Source organism: Chitinophaga sp. Ak27, assembly GCF_012726295.1.
GTDB lineage: Bacteria > Bacteroidota > Bacteroidia > Chitinophagales > Chitinophagaceae > Chitinophaga.
The window spans coordinates 1,474,992-1,493,979 of sequence record NZ_JABAOB010000001.1; the positions used below are offsets into that span (position 1 = coordinate 1,474,992).

Here is an 18,988-nt window from a genome sequence, read left to right on the forward strand (position 1 = left end):
TTATATCTGTTCACAAAAAAACCACTCCTTCAGCGAGTGGTTTTTGCCATATCGTATGGAAAAGGAAACCGCTTCACTCAAATATTTATTTCAACAGGAATTTGCCAAGATGGTAGCTGTCATCAGCCACACTTATGGCTTACAGCACATAGAGCTGGCAGAAGATATTGTTAGCGAAACTTTTTTACAGGCCATGGAAACCTGGGGTATAAAAGGGATGCCGGCCAATCCCACCGCCTGGCTATACCTGGTGGCCAAACAAAAAACGTTGTATCATTTCCGGAGAAATAAAATCTACGAAGAAAAGGTGTTGCCGGAAATTACTCACCGCAATGAAAAAAGCACGGAAGGCGATGTGCTGGAGTTTTCGCCACAGCAGATTAAAGACAGCCAGCTGCAAATGCTGTTTGCCGTGTGCAATCCCGCCATCGCCAGCGAAGCGCAGATTGGGTTAGCATTGCGCATTCTTTGCGGTTTTGGTATTGAAGAAATTGCCGAAGCATTTCTTTCCAATAAAGAAACCATTAATAAACGGTTATTCCGGGCCAAAGAAAAACTGCGCACCGAACAAATAAAGATGGAGCTGCCCCCTGAACATGAAATTGTGAAGCGGCTGGATAATGTATTACACATCATTTACCTCCTTTTCAGCGAAGGATATTATTCCCAAACCCAGAACCAGATCTTGCGGAAAGAGCTTTGTGTAGAAGCACTGCGGCTGGGGCTCATGCTCACCGAATACGAAGCTACCAACCGGCCTTCCACCAATGCATTGATTGCCCTCATGTGTTTTCATGCCTCCCGGTTCGACGCCCGGCAAACACCGGATGACACGGTGGTATTATATGAAGCACAGGACGAATCGCTATGGGACCAGGCACTCATCCACCAGGGAGAACATTTCCTGGGCTTGTCTGCCCGGGGCCAGGAAATCAGCTCCTATCACCTGGAAGCGCGTATTGCTTACTGGCATTGTATCAAAGAAGACAGCCCCGAAAAATGGGAAGAAATCCTTCAACTCTATAACCAGTTACTACTCATCAATTATTCTCCCAGCGTAGCACTCAACAGGACCTTTGCCCTATATAAAGCCAATGGCCGGAAAGCGGCTTTAATTGAAGCAGAGAAATTACAGTTGACAGATAATCATTTTTATTTCCTGTTGCTCGGAGAGCTGTATAAAGAAATAGATAATGCCAAAGCCTTATCCCATCTACAAAAGGCATACAACCTCGCTAAAACGGATGCAGAAAAACAGGGCATCCGCGAGAAAATAAATCAGCTTACGTAAAAATTGACTACCTGCTGTGGGGAGCCACAGCAGGTAGTGTATACCGGGTATACTCAGGGCAGCGGAGGCAGCTGACCCAGGTCCAGTTTTTCGTTACCAAATCCGAGGGAGATACCGAAGATGGCGAGAATACGGGATTTATCCAGTCCGAAGTCATTGCCAAAGGCGCCATTGATATAGACATTCTTTGCGATCCTGTAATTGGCATATCCTACCACCCGCTGCGATTTCAGGTGTTCATCCACCGCATATTTCCGGTAAACGGCTTCCACACCGAAACTTATGGGATCAAATTCAAACGACAGGCGTCCGCCCAGATCGAAGCTGTTGGAGCCCGTCACCATACCTTTCTCCAGTGCATAGGCATCATACATATACCGGCCATAGGCGGCTATGCTAAGGTAATTGGTATTAGGTACCGCTGCATCAAAATTGAGCGGTGTATTGAGCGATAAAGTAGTCCATACCCCTACCCTTCCTGTTTTCCAGGTAGTATCTGCGATACCGTAGGTGGCATAGGCTCCGGCAACATCCCATTGGAAAAGCGGCTTTTCCGTCAACTGGTTTTTCACCCGTGTCATCAGGCTCGTTAGCGCTTCATTTTTGCGGGCGGTATACTGCCGGAGAATACGGGCAATAGTAGCCGTATCGCCGCTGGTAACCGCGGCATCATAGGCCGGATCGGAGCTCACCGCATCCAGTATATCGGCTTGCTGCTTTTGCGTAAGCGTATCTACCAGGGCATGCAGGCGGGCGGCGTAACTGCTGCGGTAAGCCCTTACCAGGGTAGAATGAAAACCAATAGAAAACACTTTTTGCGACAGCCCGGAAGTGTCCGGGATCATATCTTTCCGGATAAAGGCCACCGAAATATTGGTGAATTGAAGAGCGGAAAAAGGTTGCATTTTCCAGGCAGCCGCCGGATGACTTGTATCTCTTTTTACGCCTATAAAGCGGAAGACATCCCGCTTTTTGGGGAGTGCCCACCAGTATGGTGTGAATTGGGCCGTATAATTCTGTGGCCATCCATCTCCGGCAAAGCTCTGCAATACCGATACCCCGAAAGCCTTGGGCGTAGCAGGAGATTCGATCAGGGTAGGCGATACATCTACCAGCTTAAAAGCGCTGGTTTGGGGTATGCTGAGTTTATCTGCGGTAGTTTCCTGTGCAAAAAGCTGGTGACTGGCCCCCATCATCAACAGGCCTATCAGTAGGTGTTTGTATAGCGGCATGATTAATCCAGTTTAACAGTCATCAAAATATAGATCGTCGTAAAATCGCCGTTGGCGTTGAGGGTCTGATCCGGTGTGGTAAATTCTTTACGCCCGTCTCCACCGCCATCCAGCGTATAGCGGGTACCTATCTTCCCGAATTCAATTTTCCGGGTATCGATATCGTCCCAAAACAATTCGACTTTGGTAACGATGTGCACGAAGCTGCCCTGCAGACTTTTGGCGCTGCCAACCGCCATGGTATTGATGTCGCCGGAGGCATCCGATACTGCATCTGGTATAGGCAATTTCGTGTTGTCTGGCGCAATGGTAAAACATCGTGTCCAGGCAAACCCGTTGGTAGAGATATCAACAGCTAACTTGATTTGTTGGGCGCCGTTTCCGGCATTGTAGTGATTCATGGGGTCGACAATTTAAATGAACAAGGATTATGAATGCCGAAAAACTGGCAAAGGTATATTTTGGTAATGCGTAACGCATAAAAGTTTTCATTTCGGCTCATAGGATCTCTACAAAAATACGGCATAAAGGCGAAAGAAAAAGCATAAAGCAGAAAGCAAATAGCTATTGAAGCGAGTGACCAATGCGATTACATATTTGCAAAGATCATTCGCTTCAATAGCTATTTGCTTTCTGCTTTATGCTTTATTCAGGGGAAAAAGCGCACGCAGCGCGGGGATACGCAGGAACAGGCTCACCCAGATCAGGATACCAAAAACAATAGGGAAATAGTAAGGTGCATTTAACCGGCTCATAACGGCCACGGCGCCACCGAGGTAACAGCTTACAAAAACAGCGCCCAATACAGCTGTACGGGGAATGGCGTAGAGAATAGTAGCCAGCAGCAGCACAATGCCTATACCCTGTACCTGTGTTTCAGGCCAGCCCAGCTGTGCGCTGCCTTGCACGGAAGCAGCCGCTTTACCTATTTTCATCACTGCATCTACCAACAGGAACAATACACAGAGGATGGTAATAACCCAGCCCGTAATATTCGCACTTTTTGAAGGAGCCTTGGCGTTCATATACAATGTTTGAGTTTCCATACATTTAATTTTTTTGTTTGTTTTCTTGTGTGTGATTGACGATACAAACTTAGATCGATTCTCCAGGATTCCTGCTGGGGGAATCCGACATTCTTAATGGTCGATTGCGACAAAGCAGAACATCTTACCTTTGCATCATGGATTATTTCAAAAAGCAGCTTGATTTGCTCAAAACAGAGCGGGAAGTAGACCGGAAATCTTATCAGCAAATGACCGAAAGCACGTCTGTAGCCGAACGCAGGGCAAATGGGCTAAGCTGGTATCCTATTGCCATCAGGGGGTCTGAAATGAGCCGGGGCGACTATCTCACCGTTGAAATAGAGCGCACCACCCACCAGGATATTCCGCATCAACTTCGTTTTGGCGCATCTGCCGTGCTGTTTTCCAATCATAATCGCAAGGACGACCATTTAGACGGTACCATCTCCTACCAGAGCGGCAACCGCCTGAAAATCACCTTACGCACCGATGAGTTACCCGATTGGGCCAACGACGGCAAACTGGGTATCGACCTGCTATTTGACGATAATAGTTATGATGAAATGCAGTCTGCCCTTAAACAGGCGGATGCTTTGCCTGACAAGGACCCCAGCGCACGCCTGGTAAAAATCCTCACCGGGGAAACGGCGCCGGCTTTTCATACCAACCTGCCGGCTTATACCAATCCTGCATTGAATGCTTCCCAACAGGCAGCGGTTCAAAAAATATTGACGGCCAATGACCTGGCGATCGTGCATGGCCCTCCCGGCACTGGTAAAACCACTACGCTGGTACAGGCCATTAAGGCGCTTATCCGCCAGGATGGCCGGCAGATACTGGTAGTAGCCCCCAGCAACACCGCTGTTGACCTGCTCAGCGAAAAGTTGTCGGATGAGGGACTCAATGTATTACGGGTAGGCAACCCTGCCCGGGTATCGGAGCGACTCATGTCGCTCACACTCGATAGCAAAATATCGGAGCACCCCAGTGTGAAGGAAATTAAGCGCCTGAAAAAACAAGCCAACGAATTCAGGGACATGGCCCACAAATACAAGCGCAATTTTGGGAAGGCAGAAAGAGAACAACGCAAAGCCCTGTTTGACGAAGCCCGCAAAATTATGAAGGAAGTCGGTAATACCGAACAATATATCATAGACGACCTCATTGCCAAAGCGCAGGTGATCACTGCTACCCTGGTGGGTGCTAACCACTATACCGTAAAAAGTCAGCGCTATCATACCGTGGTAATCGATGAAGCAGGACAAGCACTGGAGCCAGCCTGCTGGATTCCCATCCTGAAAGCACAGAAAGTGGTGCTGGCAGGCGACCATTGCCAGCTATCGCCTACGATTAAATCCGACGAAGCGGCACGGAAAGGACTAAGTACCACCCTGCTGGAAAAGTGCACCGCCTTATACCCCGAAAGCGTAACCCTGCTGGAAGAGCAGTATCGCATGCACGAAACCATTATGGGATATTCTTCCCGTATTTTCTACGGAGATAAACTGAAAGCACATGCTTCCGTGGCCAGCCATCTGCTGTTTTCGGAAGACAGCCCGCTATCGTTTGTAGATACTGCCGGTTGTGGTTTTGATGAAAAGCTGGAAGGCACCAGTACCACCAACCCGGAAGAAGCCGTGTTCCTGTTTAAACACCTCACCCAGCTGGTAGTCTCACTGGGGATGCATTACCAGCCGAAAGATTTTCCTACGGTGGCAGTTATTTCTCCCTATAAACAACAAATACAATTACTGAAAGAACAGCTACAGCACTCACCGGCGCTGCAACCCTATGCTGATAAAATATCCGTAAATACCATCGACAGTTTCCAGGGACAGGAGCGGGATATTGTATACATCAGTATGACCAGGAGCAATACGGAAAACAATATCGGCTTTTTGTCGGATACCCGTCGCATGAACGTTGCCATGACCCGTGCCCGTAAGAAGCTGGTGGTAATAGGTGATAGTGGCACCCTGTCGGGGTTTGGATTTTATGCCAGCTTTATCAGCTATGCAGAAAGTAAAAACGCTTACCAGAGTGCCTGGGAGTTTATGGACATCTAGCCTGGTGGTTACTACGGCTTCAGCAGTTTAAAGGCGTGGTTCCATCTATTCTGCAAGAAGCCTGGTATACACCATAAGATACATAACGGTTCTATGGCGCGGGCGGCCACCGCAGTGCCCATGTCTTCCGTTTCCCAGCCGAAGGCCGTCAGTATATCCGTTACCGTTGTTCTGGCAGCGGTATTATTGCCACAAATAAACATGGTGGGCTTGCCCCCGGGCAATTGCGGTTTGTACATCAGCGCATTTCCTACGCTATTAAAAGCCTTTACCACGTTGGCTTCGGGGATAAGTCCCTGAATTTTTTCCATCAGGGAACTGTTCTGCTCTGTAAAAAATTTCAGCACCCCATTTTCGGGCGGAGCGGCTGCAATGGGATTGGTAGTGTCGATCACCACTTTACCGGCAAAATTAGACAGGCCCGCCTGTTGCACTGCCGATTCTGCCGCGCTGCCGGCTACACTGAGTACCAGTAACTCGCCAAATTGAGCGGTAGCCCCGAAGGTGCCGGTTTGGCCTTTCGGATTTTTACTTTTCCAGTTCTTTACTTCTTCTTTGTCCGGGTTCCGGGTGCCCAGCATTACCTCATGTCCTTCAGCTAAAAATGCGGTGGCCAGCGTTTGTCCCACGGCGCCGGATCCGATAATACCTACTTTCATAGTTGCATTGTTTTTGAAACATTTTTACAAAGTGTGTTGGTGTTAATACGGGTATTTTGAGCAATGCCGGTCTACCGTGCTACTATCAGGATAATATGTAGCCAGAAGATACGAATTTAGCGTTGATAATTTGCATTTATGGCCAGGCAGCCATTATGCTCCACAGCTGTTTATTAAAAGCAGTACGTTGTTCAAACATAGGAAAATGGCCGGATTCCTGGATCCAGTATAGTTGTATGGCTGGGCGGATTACTTTCAGTTCATATGTATAAAACGCCAGTGCATCCTGGGCGCCCGCAATGATACTCACGGGGCCTTTGTAATGAAATAAATTTTTACTGAGATCGTAATGTGCCCGGTTCAGATCGCTAACCATAAGTTCTTGCATCGTCCCGTTGGGTTTTGCAGCGTAGATCTTCGTCATAAAGCTATCGATCAGCGACTTGTTATAAATATAGCCAAGCCGGATAGTCCGGTTATACCGGGCGGAATCTGTGGCTGTACCCTTGCCGGTTGCTATTGTTTTGCCCAATGAATCCCACAATGCCAAATCTGTTGTACCCAAATGGGAGCGCAGGTTATTGACATGCGTAGTGAGCAGGTCGGGCGAAAACTTGTAATAACCTGGATTGACCAGTACCAGTGCACGTACTTTGTCGGGGTACTGTGCGGCGAAGCTCATAGCCAGCATAGCGCCCCAGGAATGCCCGTAAAAAATAGCCTGTTTAAGATGCAGGTGTTGTAACAACCGGTGCAGGTCTTCCACGGCCGATTGCAGGGTAATCGTTGTACTATCAAATGGTACGGGAATCGATAAACCGGTGCCACGTTGTTCCGGTAAAATGGCGCGGTATTTTTTGCCGAGTTCTATGGCTACTTCTTCCTGCTGCAGGCAGGAGTTGCCGGGACCGCCAGACAAAACAATTACCGGCGCTCCGGCGCCATAGGTATGAAAGTAAAGATAACCATTCGGGTATTTGAGAGAGTCCAGTTGCTGTGCATGGCCTGTTGCGATAAAGGCCAGCAGCATGGTTAACAACGCGGGTATTTTCATATAGATCAGTTTGAAACAATAAGCAGGCTATTAAAATACAGCAATTTCCTGAACTAGCGTGCAGTTATGCGTAAGGCTTTTTTTATTTGTATCTTGCGGGCTCTTACCTATCATCTGCCTATCATGTTACCAATCAGTCAACTCCTGTTATTTGCGTTTGCCGCGTTACTCATGGTATTAGTACCAGGGCCTAATATGATTTATCTGATTTCCCGTTCCATAACGCAGGGCAGGAAAGCGGGGCTGATTTCCCTGGCGGGGGTTGCCTGCGGGTTCCTGTTTCACATTACGCTGGTATCGTTTGGACTTACAGCCGTATTGCTGGCCGTTCCTTTCGCCTATACCGGGTTGAAGATGGCGGGCAGTCTTTACCTCCTTTACCTGGCCTGGCAGGCGGTAAAGCCGGGAGGAAAGGGATTATTTGACAACACCCGCACCTTAGCTGCCGATTCTCCTATGAAATTGTTTAGTATGGGGTTATTTACGAATATGCTTAACCCCAAAGTGGCGGTATTTTATTTGTCGTTTTTCCCCCAGTTTATAAAACCGGCGTATGGGTCGGTACTTGCCCAGAGCTTTATGCTGGGCATCACCCAGATCAGTGTAAGCATTTCTGTCAATTTTATCATCATATTATTTGCCGCCCGGGTGACGGGCTGGTTTGCGGCCAATCCCCGCTGGGTGAAAATGCAGAAGTGGTTTATGGCGGGCGTTTTCGGCAGCCTGGCCCTGAAAATGGCGCTGGATAAGGGTAAATAATTCCTTGCCGGGAGCTTAAAACGGGGTATCTTTGCGCTTTTTTACCGCAAAATAGATGGTAGCCGGTTCCTGGTGATCAGCCTGTTTATTTTTGAACCCATATGTGATGAGTAAAATAGTTGATTACCGGAAGTTGCTGGGCGTGACCAAAACAACCGAGTTAAAAGAATTAAAAAGCATTTACAGGAACCTGATGAAGGAACTGCATCCTGATAAGTTAGTAGACTTTGAAGAGGAGCAAAAGCTGGAAGCAGAGGCCAAGAGCAAAGCAGTGATAGAAGCCTACCATTTCCTGGTAAGCATTGCTCCTGAAACCATTGCTGCTGCGTTACCACAGTATACCGAAACTATCTCCGCCTCTACTGTTGTGGATTTCAGTTACGAGAAACAAACCCTGCAATTGAATTTCCAGGATGGTAGCAGCTATGAATACCTCGACGTACCCAAAGCCTTGTATGTGAAGTTGATTAACTCCGATACGCCGGGCAGGTTTTGCCGCCGGCATATTTACCATGAGTTTGTGTATCGCCGGGTAAGTAAAGCGATGGAGGCTTAAACGCATTATCAGCAAGGGGTTCCATTATATTTTTCGGCAGCAACGTCAATAAAATCGCAGAAATCTAAAAAAAAATTTGGCGAAATGCTTTGTCTGCTTATCTTTGCAACCCCTGACACAATATCAGTTGCCCAGATGGCGAAATTGGTAGACGCACTGTGTTCAGGTCGCAGCGCCTGCAAGGGTGTGCTGGTTCGAATCCAGTTCTGGGCACATATAAGCCTTGTAAGTCATTGATTTACAAGGCTTTTTTATTTAGTGCGTGTCAAATTTTTCCGCTTTTTTACACCTTTTCCCACCCATTCTGACACGCAAATGACACGCACTATGACACGCACTTTAGGCGGAAAAAAGCAGGAATATCACCTGCATTTTTATCACTTTTTACCTCGAAAAAATCGCACCTGGGCAAGGCTTTTAAACCCTGTCAGGCTGTCACTGACTGCAAGACCTAATGATCTTTTTAAATGGCTAAGGGTAAGAAGATTTCTAAAAAATATTTCCTGCCGCTTTTTCACACATCTTCACACAAACCCTTCAACCCCGCTATGGAGGAGCATTTTCTACCTCCTTCATAACGGTTGCGGTACAACGTTTGAGGCATATTTCTTAACCCTTAAATGTGTTGAACGATGAGATTTATAAAGAGACCCAATCGGACCGGGGACAAAATTATGTTTCATTATGACTTGGGGAGGGGGGCCGGACAGAGACCATCTACTGGTTTATTCATTTATGCCCATCCAAAATCTCCAACGGAAAAGAATTACAATAAAGAAACTCTGGCCATCCTGGAAATCAAGAAGGGACAGGCTATTGTAGAAGCACAGGCAATAGGAACAGGATATATACCGAATCATAAAGTCAAACGAAACTTCCTGGATTATTATAAAGAGTATGTCGAAAACAATAAACGGCAGGGCAGCAGGCATCTAATCTGCTGCTTCACAAAATTCAAAAAGTACGTCAGGCGCGAATTTGTTTCACCAGTGGAGGTGACGTATGATTTCTGCTTTCGATTCAGGCGATACTTACTAGATTGTCTTACTGGTGAAACTCCGCAAAATTATTATGCGACGTTCAAAAATATGGTTAAGTATGACATGTCTCGCGTGATAGTCCTGTATTTGATAGTTAAAAGTATCATAACTAAAGGGAATTTCGCATTCGATCAAACCATCGGGAACGACTTTATTCAGGAAAAGGGAAAAATTTTTATTAGGGCCAGAAAGAACCTGCTTTAAGTAAAAAGGAACATTAAATTAAATCCTATCCTTTGCAGTTCTTTTAGATACTGTTCATACTTTCCGGAAAGCTGGTAATAACAAAAATAATGGCCTTCCCCAGTCAATGACTCTGTTGAATACAGCTGTGATCGGATATATTGTTTTCGTTGTTCGTTTAGCGATGGATCGTGCCATGCAGTATGGGACCAGTACTTTATTCTTAAAAGGTTTTGTTGAAGAATTCCTTCGGCAGTCCCATTAGCTCCTAGTCCTCCAAGTCTTTCAAGCACTGTTCTACAGGATTGGTTTTCTTCGCAGGAAGCTAACAATGGAATCATTTCTTTCCAGTTAATGTCTTCCATATCGCTATCCAGTTCCCTGAGGTCAATATCATTGATGATATCTTGGGTTATTTCTATTTCCCTGATAAATGTTCCATTATAATTTTCTAAGCTATAGATTCCAGTAACCGTATCACGACGGCACCGTAGGCGGAGCTCAAGAGTGCCATCCGGAAACGAAGACTCATGAGAAAGTGTAAAATACGGAATTCTGCAATATGCAAAAAAGTTAACCTGTTCTATTAAAATAGGATCATCGCATTCAAGCTGTTCTAACGAACGAATAAGCGGTTTTAATGATTGTTCTTCCATAACTACCCTCACCTCTTAACATTTGAGAAAATAACTAACCCCAAGTTGGGTCTATTGACGCCCAATTACGGATGATTCCCCCGTCGTTTCTTTTTAGGTGAAACAGTAGATGAAATTGGTTTTACATACTGCCACTTATTAAGTCCAGCGGATGTTAATATATATTCAGGGACATTGGTATTTAAAAGAATATTATCACCTCTTAATTCCGGTACAACATATTTTCTAAGCATCTTCTCCATCATTAATGCGCCATTAGGTGACGAAAGTATTTGTGCAAAAGGAACCTTAAAGGCTATCATGAAATAATTGACTCCGGGTATGCCGATAAGGAAATTCTTCTCCATTTTTTTCAACATCTTAGTTTCCTCCTGGCAACAAGGTTTTTTTCCACAATTTGTTGTAGGAATAAGTCAAGGTCCAGGGCTACAGTCTCAATGCTATCCGCCATATCGGGATACACCTTGACCGGAGGCTGAAACCGGCACCATGCGAATGCCTGATTAAATTTATCTATTTGCAGAGGATCAATAATACCATACTCCAGTCCGCCGCCAAATCCATTATCTGTAACAGTACAAATCCTTATGTCGTCAATGTATAGATTTGCGGAGAAAGCATTCCACGATCCAGAAAGAGTATGAGCGTGATGTATGTTCTTTAGTTCAATTTTCATACATTATACATTTTCTTAAAAAGTGATTTAAGGTACCGTAACCATCATCCCCAGGCCCTATAGACAAATTTCTACTTTAAATATGTGTGGGACTAACAACCGCGTATTATGTCCTTTTTCGTTTTTAATACCTTGCATTCCTGGTCCATTTCAAGATACTCTCGATGTTTCTGACAAAACTTAATCACTTCCCGTTCCCTCTTTATACAGGCTAAGTAAAAAATTCTGGCTTCCTGCCTGACTTCCGATTGTAGCGCAAAAGAATAGGTATTATCACCTAATCTTTGCTTTAATAGTTTAATTGCATTATGAGACTCCCGTATCCGCGTTTGGAGATAATAAAGGCTTTTATACTTTTGGCCTTTCAGCCGGCTTCTTAATTTATCCAGCTGCCCGCTATATCTGTTCAGAATATTTCCATTTAAAAAATCCGCATCCTCAAGGGGCTTACTTTCCGTAATAGCCGCCATTCTTAACTCTACCCGGGATATATTGTTTAGGGCGGTTCTCATTTCCTGGTGACGCTCCAAGATAAAAGGTCTTCTGTAGCCTTTATTTCCGCGGTCCTGGAAGCCAGCTTCTGCCAACTTGGATTCCAGTTAATGACAGAGCAAATCGTATTCTTTGGCAAACGTTTAAGTAATAAAGCCAAAAACGTTCTCAAGCACTGCCCATCCCGGCCTGACTGCTTCCACAACATCCAACAATACTTCCTTGAGAGGTTCAGATCCAATTCTACTTCCTGCCACCGAATATTTCTGACAGGGCCAGCCGCACCATTCTGCTGCAAGGTCGAAGCCGCCGATTCCACTGAATAAAGAGCCGTGAAGGACTATTTCCTTTCTCATGCCTAATTGTCGTCATAAATAAAAAATACAGATGTTATGGTTTGTGCTTTAATTTCAGGTACAATAGTCACTCAGTGGAGATAATAAATATATATATACCGTATTACTGAATAAAAATATTTTCTTAGACCATAAGAATAATATTCTGAATAAAAAAGAGAGAAAGTGGTTCCATTATCGAATAGTACGCCTTAATTTCAAAGCATTACCTAACACTCCTACATTGATCTTCCCATGGAAATTTAAAAGGGGATCATAATAATGGTAGCAAGCTTACTGGCCTTTACTTTTGCCAGTAGAAAACAGTTTTATGCACGACGTAACGCTACAAAAATTGATACGTATAGTAAATATATCGGCAATAGCTTTAGTAGATGCTTATGGATTATAGTAAAAATTGTCACAATCATGGTCCTCCTTTATGGGCTCGCCATGACACTGCAGACAAACAAACGATTCCCGGCGAGTAACACCGACACATTTACTAATAGATAAATTAAAATAGAAAAATGTTGCCAATATCTCACACAGTTGACTGCTCCTAAAGACCAAGTGGCACTATTTAATAAATTTCATATCTATAATTCTAATAAATTTGAAGCCCTAAGAGCAACAGTATCACTACTGTGAAAGGCTTGGTCAGAAATTATTTTCTTACCTTGTACCAACTCAGTTTCCAACTCTTTTAGTTTCATTTATTAACTAGTTCCTCCCCCGAATACTTGCGAAACAGAGAATCGATAAGATAAATTTATATAGATAGTTAAACATGAGCAACACCTTGCCATAGTATAAAGAGGATAATTTTTTTCTAAATATGTAGTCTGCCTTTATCCTTTTGCGTCTCCCTCTTGGCCCAATCATCTTAACACTAAACCGCTATTCCAGGTACAGGTATTGAGTCTTAACTGCAGGTTAATCCCTTTTAAAATCAAAATAGCAATGAAATAAATCAAAATAGTGGTTGTTTAACAGAAATCACCCCCATACTTTCGTAAAGAGAACAATAGCTCTCCGTTAGGGCCGCAACTGTAAATCTCACTATATAAACTCTGATTTTTGCCAAACTCAAAAAAACGATGTATATCACAATATTTCACCGCCCCCCCCGATACTAATGATCCTGCGAACTCAGAATCTTAGTTAAGTACCCAACAACATCTATTCATTCAGCAACCGATAGTAAACCCTTCAACGATTCCGTCGAAAACTAGCTGCAGGTAGACCTCAGGAGATCCTTTGCTGGAGGACCTATCGCATCTCGGAATTATACAAAATCCAACAAGATGTATTCATTCTTAAAAAAACTCTTTAAACCCAAAAGTAACAGCCCAGATATTATCTTGTTATTCATGGAGGCGCTCAAGGTACCTGTAACTGCCGGTACTATTAACAAAGAACTGGAAGAACATCCCAACTTCAATAGTCTGTTAAGTATCAGTGATATATTGACACGTTTCGGAGTAGATAACCTGGCGGTCAGGCTGGATAGCGATAAGTTACTTATTACTCCTACTCCTTTTATTACCCAGATAAGAGGCGCTAACAATGAACCTGATTATTTTTCTATTGTAAAAAAAATTGACGGTGACTACATTGATTACTATGATCCCGCATCGTTTAAATGGCGGCATAGTAAAAAAGATGATTTTTTAAACAGATACCTAGGAGTGGCATTACTGGCGGAGGCCAGGGAAGATGCAGGTGAGCAGGATTTTGCCCAAAATGCAAAAGAAGAAAAACGTAAATCTACTCTTACTTTATTAGGCTTAATAGCGCTTCCTGTAATAGTATGTATTGCCAGTGTTATCAGCTGCGTACAATACGGAATGAGCAGTTGGTCATCACTATTGTTTGCGCTATTAAATCTCGCCGGCACATCAGCGGGTGGGCTGCTGTTATGGTATGAACTTGATCAGCATAATCCAGCATTGCAACAAATATGCGGTGCTGGAAAAAATACAAACTGTGGTTCTATTCTCCAGTCCAAGGCAGCAAAAATAGCAGGTATTAGCTGGAGTTCCATTGGTTTTAGCTATTTTTCCGGTGGGCTACTGCTTATGTTATTTACTGGTCTTAACAGTGCCCAAGTGCTGTTTACTACAGGTATACTAATACTGGTGGCTTTCCCTTACACTTTCTTTTCTATCTATTATCAATGGCGGATTGCACAGCAATGGTGTGTGCTTTGTCTTTTCGTACAGGTCATACTGGTATTACAACTGATAACACTTTTGACGACCGGCAGGCTGGGGGCGCTATTTCCCCTCTCCTTCCGAATTGAGTGGCTTCCAGCCATCATCACCGCTTATACCTTTCCCTTTATACTAGCGACTGCATTAATGCCTATTTTCAAAAAGGCTAGGGAAAGCAGGGAAAACATATCGCGGTTACAGCGAATAAAGCATAGTAGCCAGGTATTTGACGCCCTATTGAGCAAACAAAAACAACTTTCTATTCCTTCCGATGGACTAGGCATCACATTGGGGGACCCATCTGCTTCGTTTAAAATCATTAAAGTATGTAATCCTTATTGTGGTCCATGTGCAAGAGCTCACGTTCCTATGGAAGCATTGCTGGAGAACAACCCTAATGTACAGGTCCAGATAATATTCACCGCAAGTAATAAGGTCGGAGATCCAAGTGCTCCACCGGTTAAGCATCTGCTGGCAATTGCAGCTTCCGATAAAGGCGATAACACCGCTATAAAACAAGGACTGAACGAATGGTACCTAGCAAAAGAAAAAAACTACGACCAATTTGCCGCCAAATATCCCATGAATGGTGAGTTGAAACAACAAGAGGATAAAATTGATGCTATGCATAAATGGTGTAATGAGACAGAGATAAGCTTTACTCCCACATTCTTTATAAATGGCTACCAGATGCCCGATATCTATACCGTGGAGGACCTAAAATATTTCCTCACAGTGTAGGCAGTGATAATAAAATAGAGGACGCCTATTGTTGCCGGCATATGGAGGTCACAGCCTTTTTTCGCTACCAAACAACTGGTTGCAGCGTGCAATAAGGCCAGCCGAAAAATTCTTTCGGGCTATCGCCCGGCAATGGAAAGATTTTTCATCCTGCTTTATGAAGATGATTAATTTTTCACCTCTCTCAATAACTGGGATTTCCTCTTCAAAATATATTGGAGGTCATCAAATAGAAAACAGAAATACTGAGCACTTTCACCGTCTCCATAGAATAGATATACCCCGCTACCTGATTGAAAACGGACTGGATATATGGGGAAAAAGTTACGGCAACAATTTGCAATTGTATTTTTGACATCGATAACTAAAATAGATAATGAGTTTCTCTTTTTATAAACAACTGAATGAGATGGACTGTGGCCCCACTTGTTTACGAATGGTAGCGAAGTACTACGGCAGACATTATAATGCAGATACCATCCGGCAAAAAACAGGGTTCAGCAAGCAAGGCGTTTCATTACTGGGTATAAGTGAGACAGCAGAAAAGCTAGGATTCAAAACACGAGGCGTTCAGATCACGTACGATAAACTATTGACCATCGCCCATCCTTCTATATTACATTGGAACCAGAACCATTTTGTAGTACTGGTATCCATGAATAAAAGAAAGGTGCAGATTGCCGACCCTGCCAGGGGGATGATCCAATACAGCACTAAAGAGTTTCTACCCTACTGGCTCTCTAACAAAAAAAACGGAGAGGAACAGGCAGGCACGGTTTTACTGCTGGAGCCAGCTTCTTCGTTTTACGAAGAGGAAGGTGAGAAAGAGAATAAACTTAACTGGAATATTATCACACGCTATCTGCGTCCCAGTAAGTGGTCTATTGCACAGGTGTTTGTTGCCCTGCTCATTGGCTCCCTGTTGCAGCTAATACTACCTTTTCTTTCTCAAAGTATGGTAGATACGGGCATAAATACCCGTAACATGCAATACATCACTATTGTGCTAGTCGCCCAGCTCACGCTCACGTTCAGCAGCACCGTGATAGAGTTTATCAGAAGCAGGTTACAACTACGGATATCCAATACCGTTAATATTTCGATTCTCTCCGATTTCTGGATAAAATTAACGAGGTTGCCTCTGTCCTATTTCGATGCTCATCATACCGGCGATACCATTCAACGCATCGGTGACAACAAACAAATCCAGGCCTTTCTAACCGGTCAGGCCTTAACCACTATTTTCTCTATTCTTAATTTTTTCTTGTATGCCGTTATCCTGATCACCTACAGTGTCCCCCTGTTCATGATCTTTTCGGTAGGCAGCACTGTGTATTTTCTCTGGATCCGCCTGTTTATGCGGATCCGCAGAAAAATAAACTATGAATCTTTTCATATATCGGCGAAGGAAAACAATGCTACTCTGCAACTGGTACAGGGCATGCAGGAAATAAGACTAAATAATGCAGAGCAACTCAAAAGATGGGAATGGGAAAATATACAGGCAAAAATCTTTAAGCTCACTTTCAGGAGTCTCAACTACAGCCAATGGCAATCGGCCGGTGCATTATTCATCAACCAGGGAAAGGATATTATCATCAGCTTTACAGTAGCAGGCCTGGTAGTACAAGGACAGCTGACTTTCGGTGCCATGATCGCTATTCAATACATTATTGGCCAGCTCAGCGGTCCGGTACATCAGTTCATCGGTTTATCGCAAAGTATCCAAGATGCAAAAATAAGTATGGAAAGACTGAACGAGGTACATAATATAGAAGATGAAGAACCAGTTAACAAAACACTTATTGCCGCACTACCGGAAAAACACGAGATAAAAATTAATCACCTGTCGTTTACCTATCCGTCCGCCGGGAATGACCCAGTGCTGGAAGATATCAATCTAACTATCCCTGAAGGCAAAGTCACTGCCATTGTAGGAGCCAGCGGAAGCGGCAAAACCACCTTGATCAAATTGTTGTTGAAGGTATATGAGCAGTACCAGGGTGAAATAAAAATCGGAGATAATAATTTTAAGTACCTCAGCCCCTCTTTCTGGCGCAAGCAATGCGGAGCTGTATTACAGGATGGCTATATTTTCAACGACACCATCGCCCGAAACATAGCCGTGAGCGGGGAATACGTAGATCACGACCGGTTAATAAGAAGTTGTAAAATTGCTAATATCTTCTCATTCATAGAAACGTTGCCCAACGGATTTAATACCATCCTGGGTGCAGAAGGCGTAGGCGTGAGCCAGGGTCAGCGGCAACGGCTGCTCATAGCCAGGGCTGTATATAAAAGCCCTCAGTATCTTTTCTTCGATGAAGCCACCAATTCATTAGATGCCAACAATGAAAAAACGATTGTGGAGAATTTAGAGCGGTTCTTTCATGGCAGAACCGTGATAGTGGTGGCACACCGGTTAAGCACGGTGAAAAATGCTCATAAAATAATTGTAATGGATAACGGAAAAATAACCGAAGAAGGCACGCATGCATCTTTAACAGCCAGCAGAGGAAAATATTATGAACTGGTTAAAAACCAGCTAGAACTCGGTATGTAAAAAAATACGATGATGATAGACGAAGTGGTAAACAATTATAAGGAAGCTTCGCCTTCCGCGGAAATACTAGAAATGGTGTATAGCATCCAACAGCGTTCGGAGATGGTGCAGGAAATCATCAGCCATAAACCAGGTTTCCTGGAACGATGGGCTTTGTACTTATTTTTAATCATCCTGCTGTCGCTGTTTTCAACTACCTGGTTTATAAAATACCCCGATATTATTGAAGCCAACGCGGTATTAACCGCCACCAATGCGCCTAAGGAAATCATAGTAAGACAGGAAGGGCGGCTAGTAAACCTGCTCACCTTTAATCGGAAAAAGGTAAAAAAAAATGAACTGCTGGGATTGATGGAAAGCAATGCCAGTCACCAGGAAGTACTAGAGTTGTCTATGCAGATAGATAGCTGTATTACCCTGTTTAATCATGGTCGGTTTGAGAAAGTGGTCCGATATTTCTCCCGGCATCACAATAACCTGGGCGAGATACAACAACCCTACGGCGATTTTATTAAGTCGTTGCAGCAATTTGATGACTATGTAGTGAACGGGTTTTATGCCAGAAAAACTGAAACATTACGTCAAGATGCGACATCAATGGACCAGGCAAAACTCACACTCCAACAGCAGCTGGAGCTCACAGAGCAGGACGTAAAACTCGCCGAAGAAAGCTACAATATGAATAAGGAATTATTTGATGGGAAAGTAATCGCAAAAGAGGAATTCAGAAATGAGAAAAGTAAGTTTGTGAACAAGAAAATGAGCATCCCTCAACTAACAGCCTCACTAATTTCCAACGAGTCTCAAAAAAGAGACAAGTTAAAAGAGATAGACCAGCTGCAACATGATTACCTACAGCAAAAAGTCCTTTTCCAACAGGCGATACAATCTTTGAAAAACGTAGTTGATGAGTGGAAAAGAAAATATGTTATTATGGCGCCTATTGCCGGGGAAGTAGTATTAAATGTGCCGTTACAGGAAAACCAATTTTTACTCCAGGGAAAAACATTAGGATATATTGATCCCGGCTTTAGTCAATATTTTGCAGAGATAAGTTTACCACAGACCAATTTAGGAAAAATAGATACCGGATTGCAGGTACAACTGCGCTTTGCAGCATATCCCTACCAAGAAGTCGGCTTTGTAAAAGGAACGATTAACTATGTTTCGAAGATAGCCTCCGACAGTGGGTTTATGGCAACCGTACGACTGGACAACGGACTAGTTACCAATAATCATATATCTATTCCATACAAAACAGGCCTGCAGGCGCAGGCAATTATTATTACTAGAAATACACGTTTAATGGACCGGTTGATTAGCAATGCCATTAAGTATACTTCAGTAGGATCGAAATAAATAAAGGCAAAATATCGGATCAATAGCATTTCAACCGCACTAGCTGAAAAAAATACATTTTGTGAATCGTCCCTGTTCGAATTAT

18 protein-coding genes and 1 tRNA gene are annotated in these 18,988 nt (G+C 43.9%); 9 read left to right on the forward strand and 10 right to left on the reverse strand.

Features of this window, described 5'->3' with window-relative positions; translation table 11 throughout:
- Positions 1 to 55 precede the first annotated feature (55 nt).
- Positions 56 to 1,291: an RNA polymerase sigma factor gene (locus HGH90_RS05775; protein ID WP_169190622.1), complete on the forward strand. Its 1,236-nt coding sequence runs from the start codon at positions 56 to 58 to the stop codon at positions 1,289 to 1,291.
- 53 nt (positions 1,292 to 1,344) lie between these two features.
- Here HGH90_RS05775 and HGH90_RS05780 read toward each other — a convergent pair whose 3' ends face one another.
- The 3 genes from HGH90_RS05780 to HGH90_RS05790 form a co-directional block, all read right to left on the reverse strand.
- The gene (locus HGH90_RS05780) at positions 1,345 to 2,523 is read right to left on the reverse strand and encodes a hypothetical protein (RefSeq protein WP_168767633.1); all 1,179 of its coding nucleotides are present in this window, start codon (positions 2,521 to 2,523) and stop codon (positions 1,345 to 1,347) included.
- Between the two features lie 2 nt (positions 2,524 to 2,525).
- A complete protein-coding gene (locus HGH90_RS05785; protein ID WP_168767634.1) occupies positions 2,526 to 2,924 on the reverse strand; it encodes a hypothetical protein in 399 nt (132 codons plus the stop codon).
- Positions 2,925 to 3,161: 237 nt separating this feature from the next.
- The gene (locus HGH90_RS05790) at positions 3,162 to 3,569 is read right to left on the reverse strand and encodes a DoxX family protein (RefSeq protein ID WP_168767635.1); all 408 of its coding nucleotides are present in this window, start codon (positions 3,567 to 3,569) and stop codon (positions 3,162 to 3,164) included.
- Between the two features lie 137 nt (positions 3,570 to 3,706).
- On the opposite strand from HGH90_RS05790, the gene HGH90_RS05795 reads away from it, so the two are divergent.
- Positions 3,707 to 5,614: an AAA domain-containing protein gene (locus HGH90_RS05795; protein WP_168767636.1), complete on the forward strand. Its 1,908-nt coding sequence runs from the start codon at positions 3,707 to 3,709 to the stop codon at positions 5,612 to 5,614.
- An 11-nt stretch (positions 5,615 to 5,625) separates the two neighbouring features.
- Here HGH90_RS05795 and HGH90_RS05800 read toward each other — a convergent pair whose 3' ends face one another.
- A complete protein-coding gene (locus HGH90_RS05800) occupies positions 5,626 to 6,273 on the reverse strand; it encodes an NADPH-dependent F420 reductase (RefSeq protein WP_168767637.1) in 648 nt (215 codons plus the stop codon).
- Positions 6,274 to 6,409: 136 nt separating this feature from the next.
- Complete coding sequence (locus tag HGH90_RS05805) at positions 6,410 to 7,327, reverse strand: alpha/beta fold hydrolase (RefSeq protein ID WP_169190623.1); 918 nt, start codon at positions 7,325 to 7,327, stop codon at positions 6,410 to 6,412.
- Positions 7,328 to 7,450: 123 nt separating this feature from the next.
- Here HGH90_RS05805 and HGH90_RS05810 point away from each other — a divergent pair, with 123 nt between their 5' ends.
- The 4 genes from HGH90_RS05810 to HGH90_RS05825 all read left to right on the forward strand — a co-directional run bounded on the left by HGH90_RS05810 (position 7,451) and on the right by HGH90_RS05825 (position 9,886).
- Positions 7,451 to 8,086, forward strand: a complete 636-nt coding sequence (locus tag HGH90_RS05810) for a LysE family translocator (RefSeq protein ID WP_168767639.1) — start codon at positions 7,451 to 7,453, stop codon at positions 8,084 to 8,086.
- 106 nt (positions 8,087 to 8,192) lie between these two features.
- Positions 8,193 to 8,642, forward strand: a complete 450-nt coding sequence (locus HGH90_RS05815) for a KTSC domain-containing protein (protein ID WP_168767640.1) — start codon at positions 8,193 to 8,195, stop codon at positions 8,640 to 8,642.
- 129 nt (positions 8,643 to 8,771) lie between these two features.
- A tRNA-Leu gene (locus HGH90_RS05820) sits at positions 8,772 to 8,855 on the forward strand.
- Positions 8,856 to 9,274: 419 nt separating this feature from the next.
- On the forward strand, positions 9,275 to 9,886 hold the full coding sequence (locus tag HGH90_RS05825; protein WP_168767641.1) for a phage integrase SAM-like domain-containing protein: 612 nt from the start codon (positions 9,275 to 9,277) through the stop codon (positions 9,884 to 9,886).
- Here the strand turns inward: HGH90_RS05825 and HGH90_RS05830 are convergent.
- From HGH90_RS05830 to HGH90_RS05850, 5 genes are all read right to left on the reverse strand, one after another.
- A complete protein-coding gene (locus tag HGH90_RS05830) occupies positions 9,883 to 10,521 on the reverse strand; it encodes a hypothetical protein (RefSeq protein WP_169190624.1) in 639 nt (212 codons plus the stop codon). The two genes, HGH90_RS05825 and HGH90_RS05830, sit on opposite strands and share 4 nt — an antisense overlap.
- 65 nt (positions 10,522 to 10,586) lie before the next feature.
- Positions 10,587 to 10,868: a hypothetical protein gene (locus tag HGH90_RS05835; RefSeq protein WP_168767649.1), complete on the reverse strand. Its 282-nt coding sequence runs from the start codon at positions 10,866 to 10,868 to the stop codon at positions 10,587 to 10,589.
- A 5-nt stretch (positions 10,869 to 10,873) separates the two neighbouring features.
- Positions 10,874 to 11,197, reverse strand: a complete 324-nt coding sequence (locus HGH90_RS05840; RefSeq protein ID WP_168767648.1) for a hypothetical protein — start codon at positions 11,195 to 11,197, stop codon at positions 10,874 to 10,876.
- Between the two features lie 92 nt (positions 11,198 to 11,289).
- A complete protein-coding gene (locus tag HGH90_RS05845; protein WP_168767647.1) occupies positions 11,290 to 11,784 on the reverse strand; it encodes a hypothetical protein in 495 nt (164 codons plus the stop codon).
- A 48-nt stretch (positions 11,785 to 11,832) separates the two neighbouring features.
- Entirely contained in the window at positions 11,833 to 12,045 is a 213-nt protein-coding gene (locus tag HGH90_RS05850) for a DNA cytosine methyltransferase (RefSeq protein WP_168767646.1), read from the reverse strand.
- A gap of 1,286 nt (positions 12,046 to 13,331) precedes the next feature.
- On the opposite strand from HGH90_RS05850, the gene HGH90_RS05855 reads away from it, so the two are divergent.
- The 3 genes from HGH90_RS05855 to HGH90_RS05865 all read left to right on the forward strand — a co-directional run bounded on the left by HGH90_RS05855 (position 13,332) and on the right by HGH90_RS05865 (position 18,903).
- Positions 13,332 to 14,981, forward strand: a complete 1,650-nt coding sequence (locus tag HGH90_RS05855) for a vitamin K epoxide reductase family protein (RefSeq protein ID WP_168767645.1) — start codon at positions 13,332 to 13,334, stop codon at positions 14,979 to 14,981.
- A 376-nt stretch (positions 14,982 to 15,357) separates the two neighbouring features.
- Complete coding sequence (locus tag HGH90_RS05860; RefSeq protein ID WP_168767644.1) at positions 15,358 to 17,544, forward strand: peptidase domain-containing ABC transporter; 2,187 nt, start codon at positions 15,358 to 15,360, stop codon at positions 17,542 to 17,544.
- Between the two features lie 9 nt (positions 17,545 to 17,553).
- Positions 17,554 to 18,903 carry an HlyD family secretion protein gene (locus tag HGH90_RS05865; protein WP_169190625.1) on the forward strand — a complete coding sequence of 450 codons (1,350 nt, stop codon included), beginning with the start codon at positions 17,554 to 17,556 and terminating at the stop codon, positions 18,901 to 18,903.
- The last annotated feature ends 85 nt before the right edge of the window (positions 18,904 to 18,988 follow it).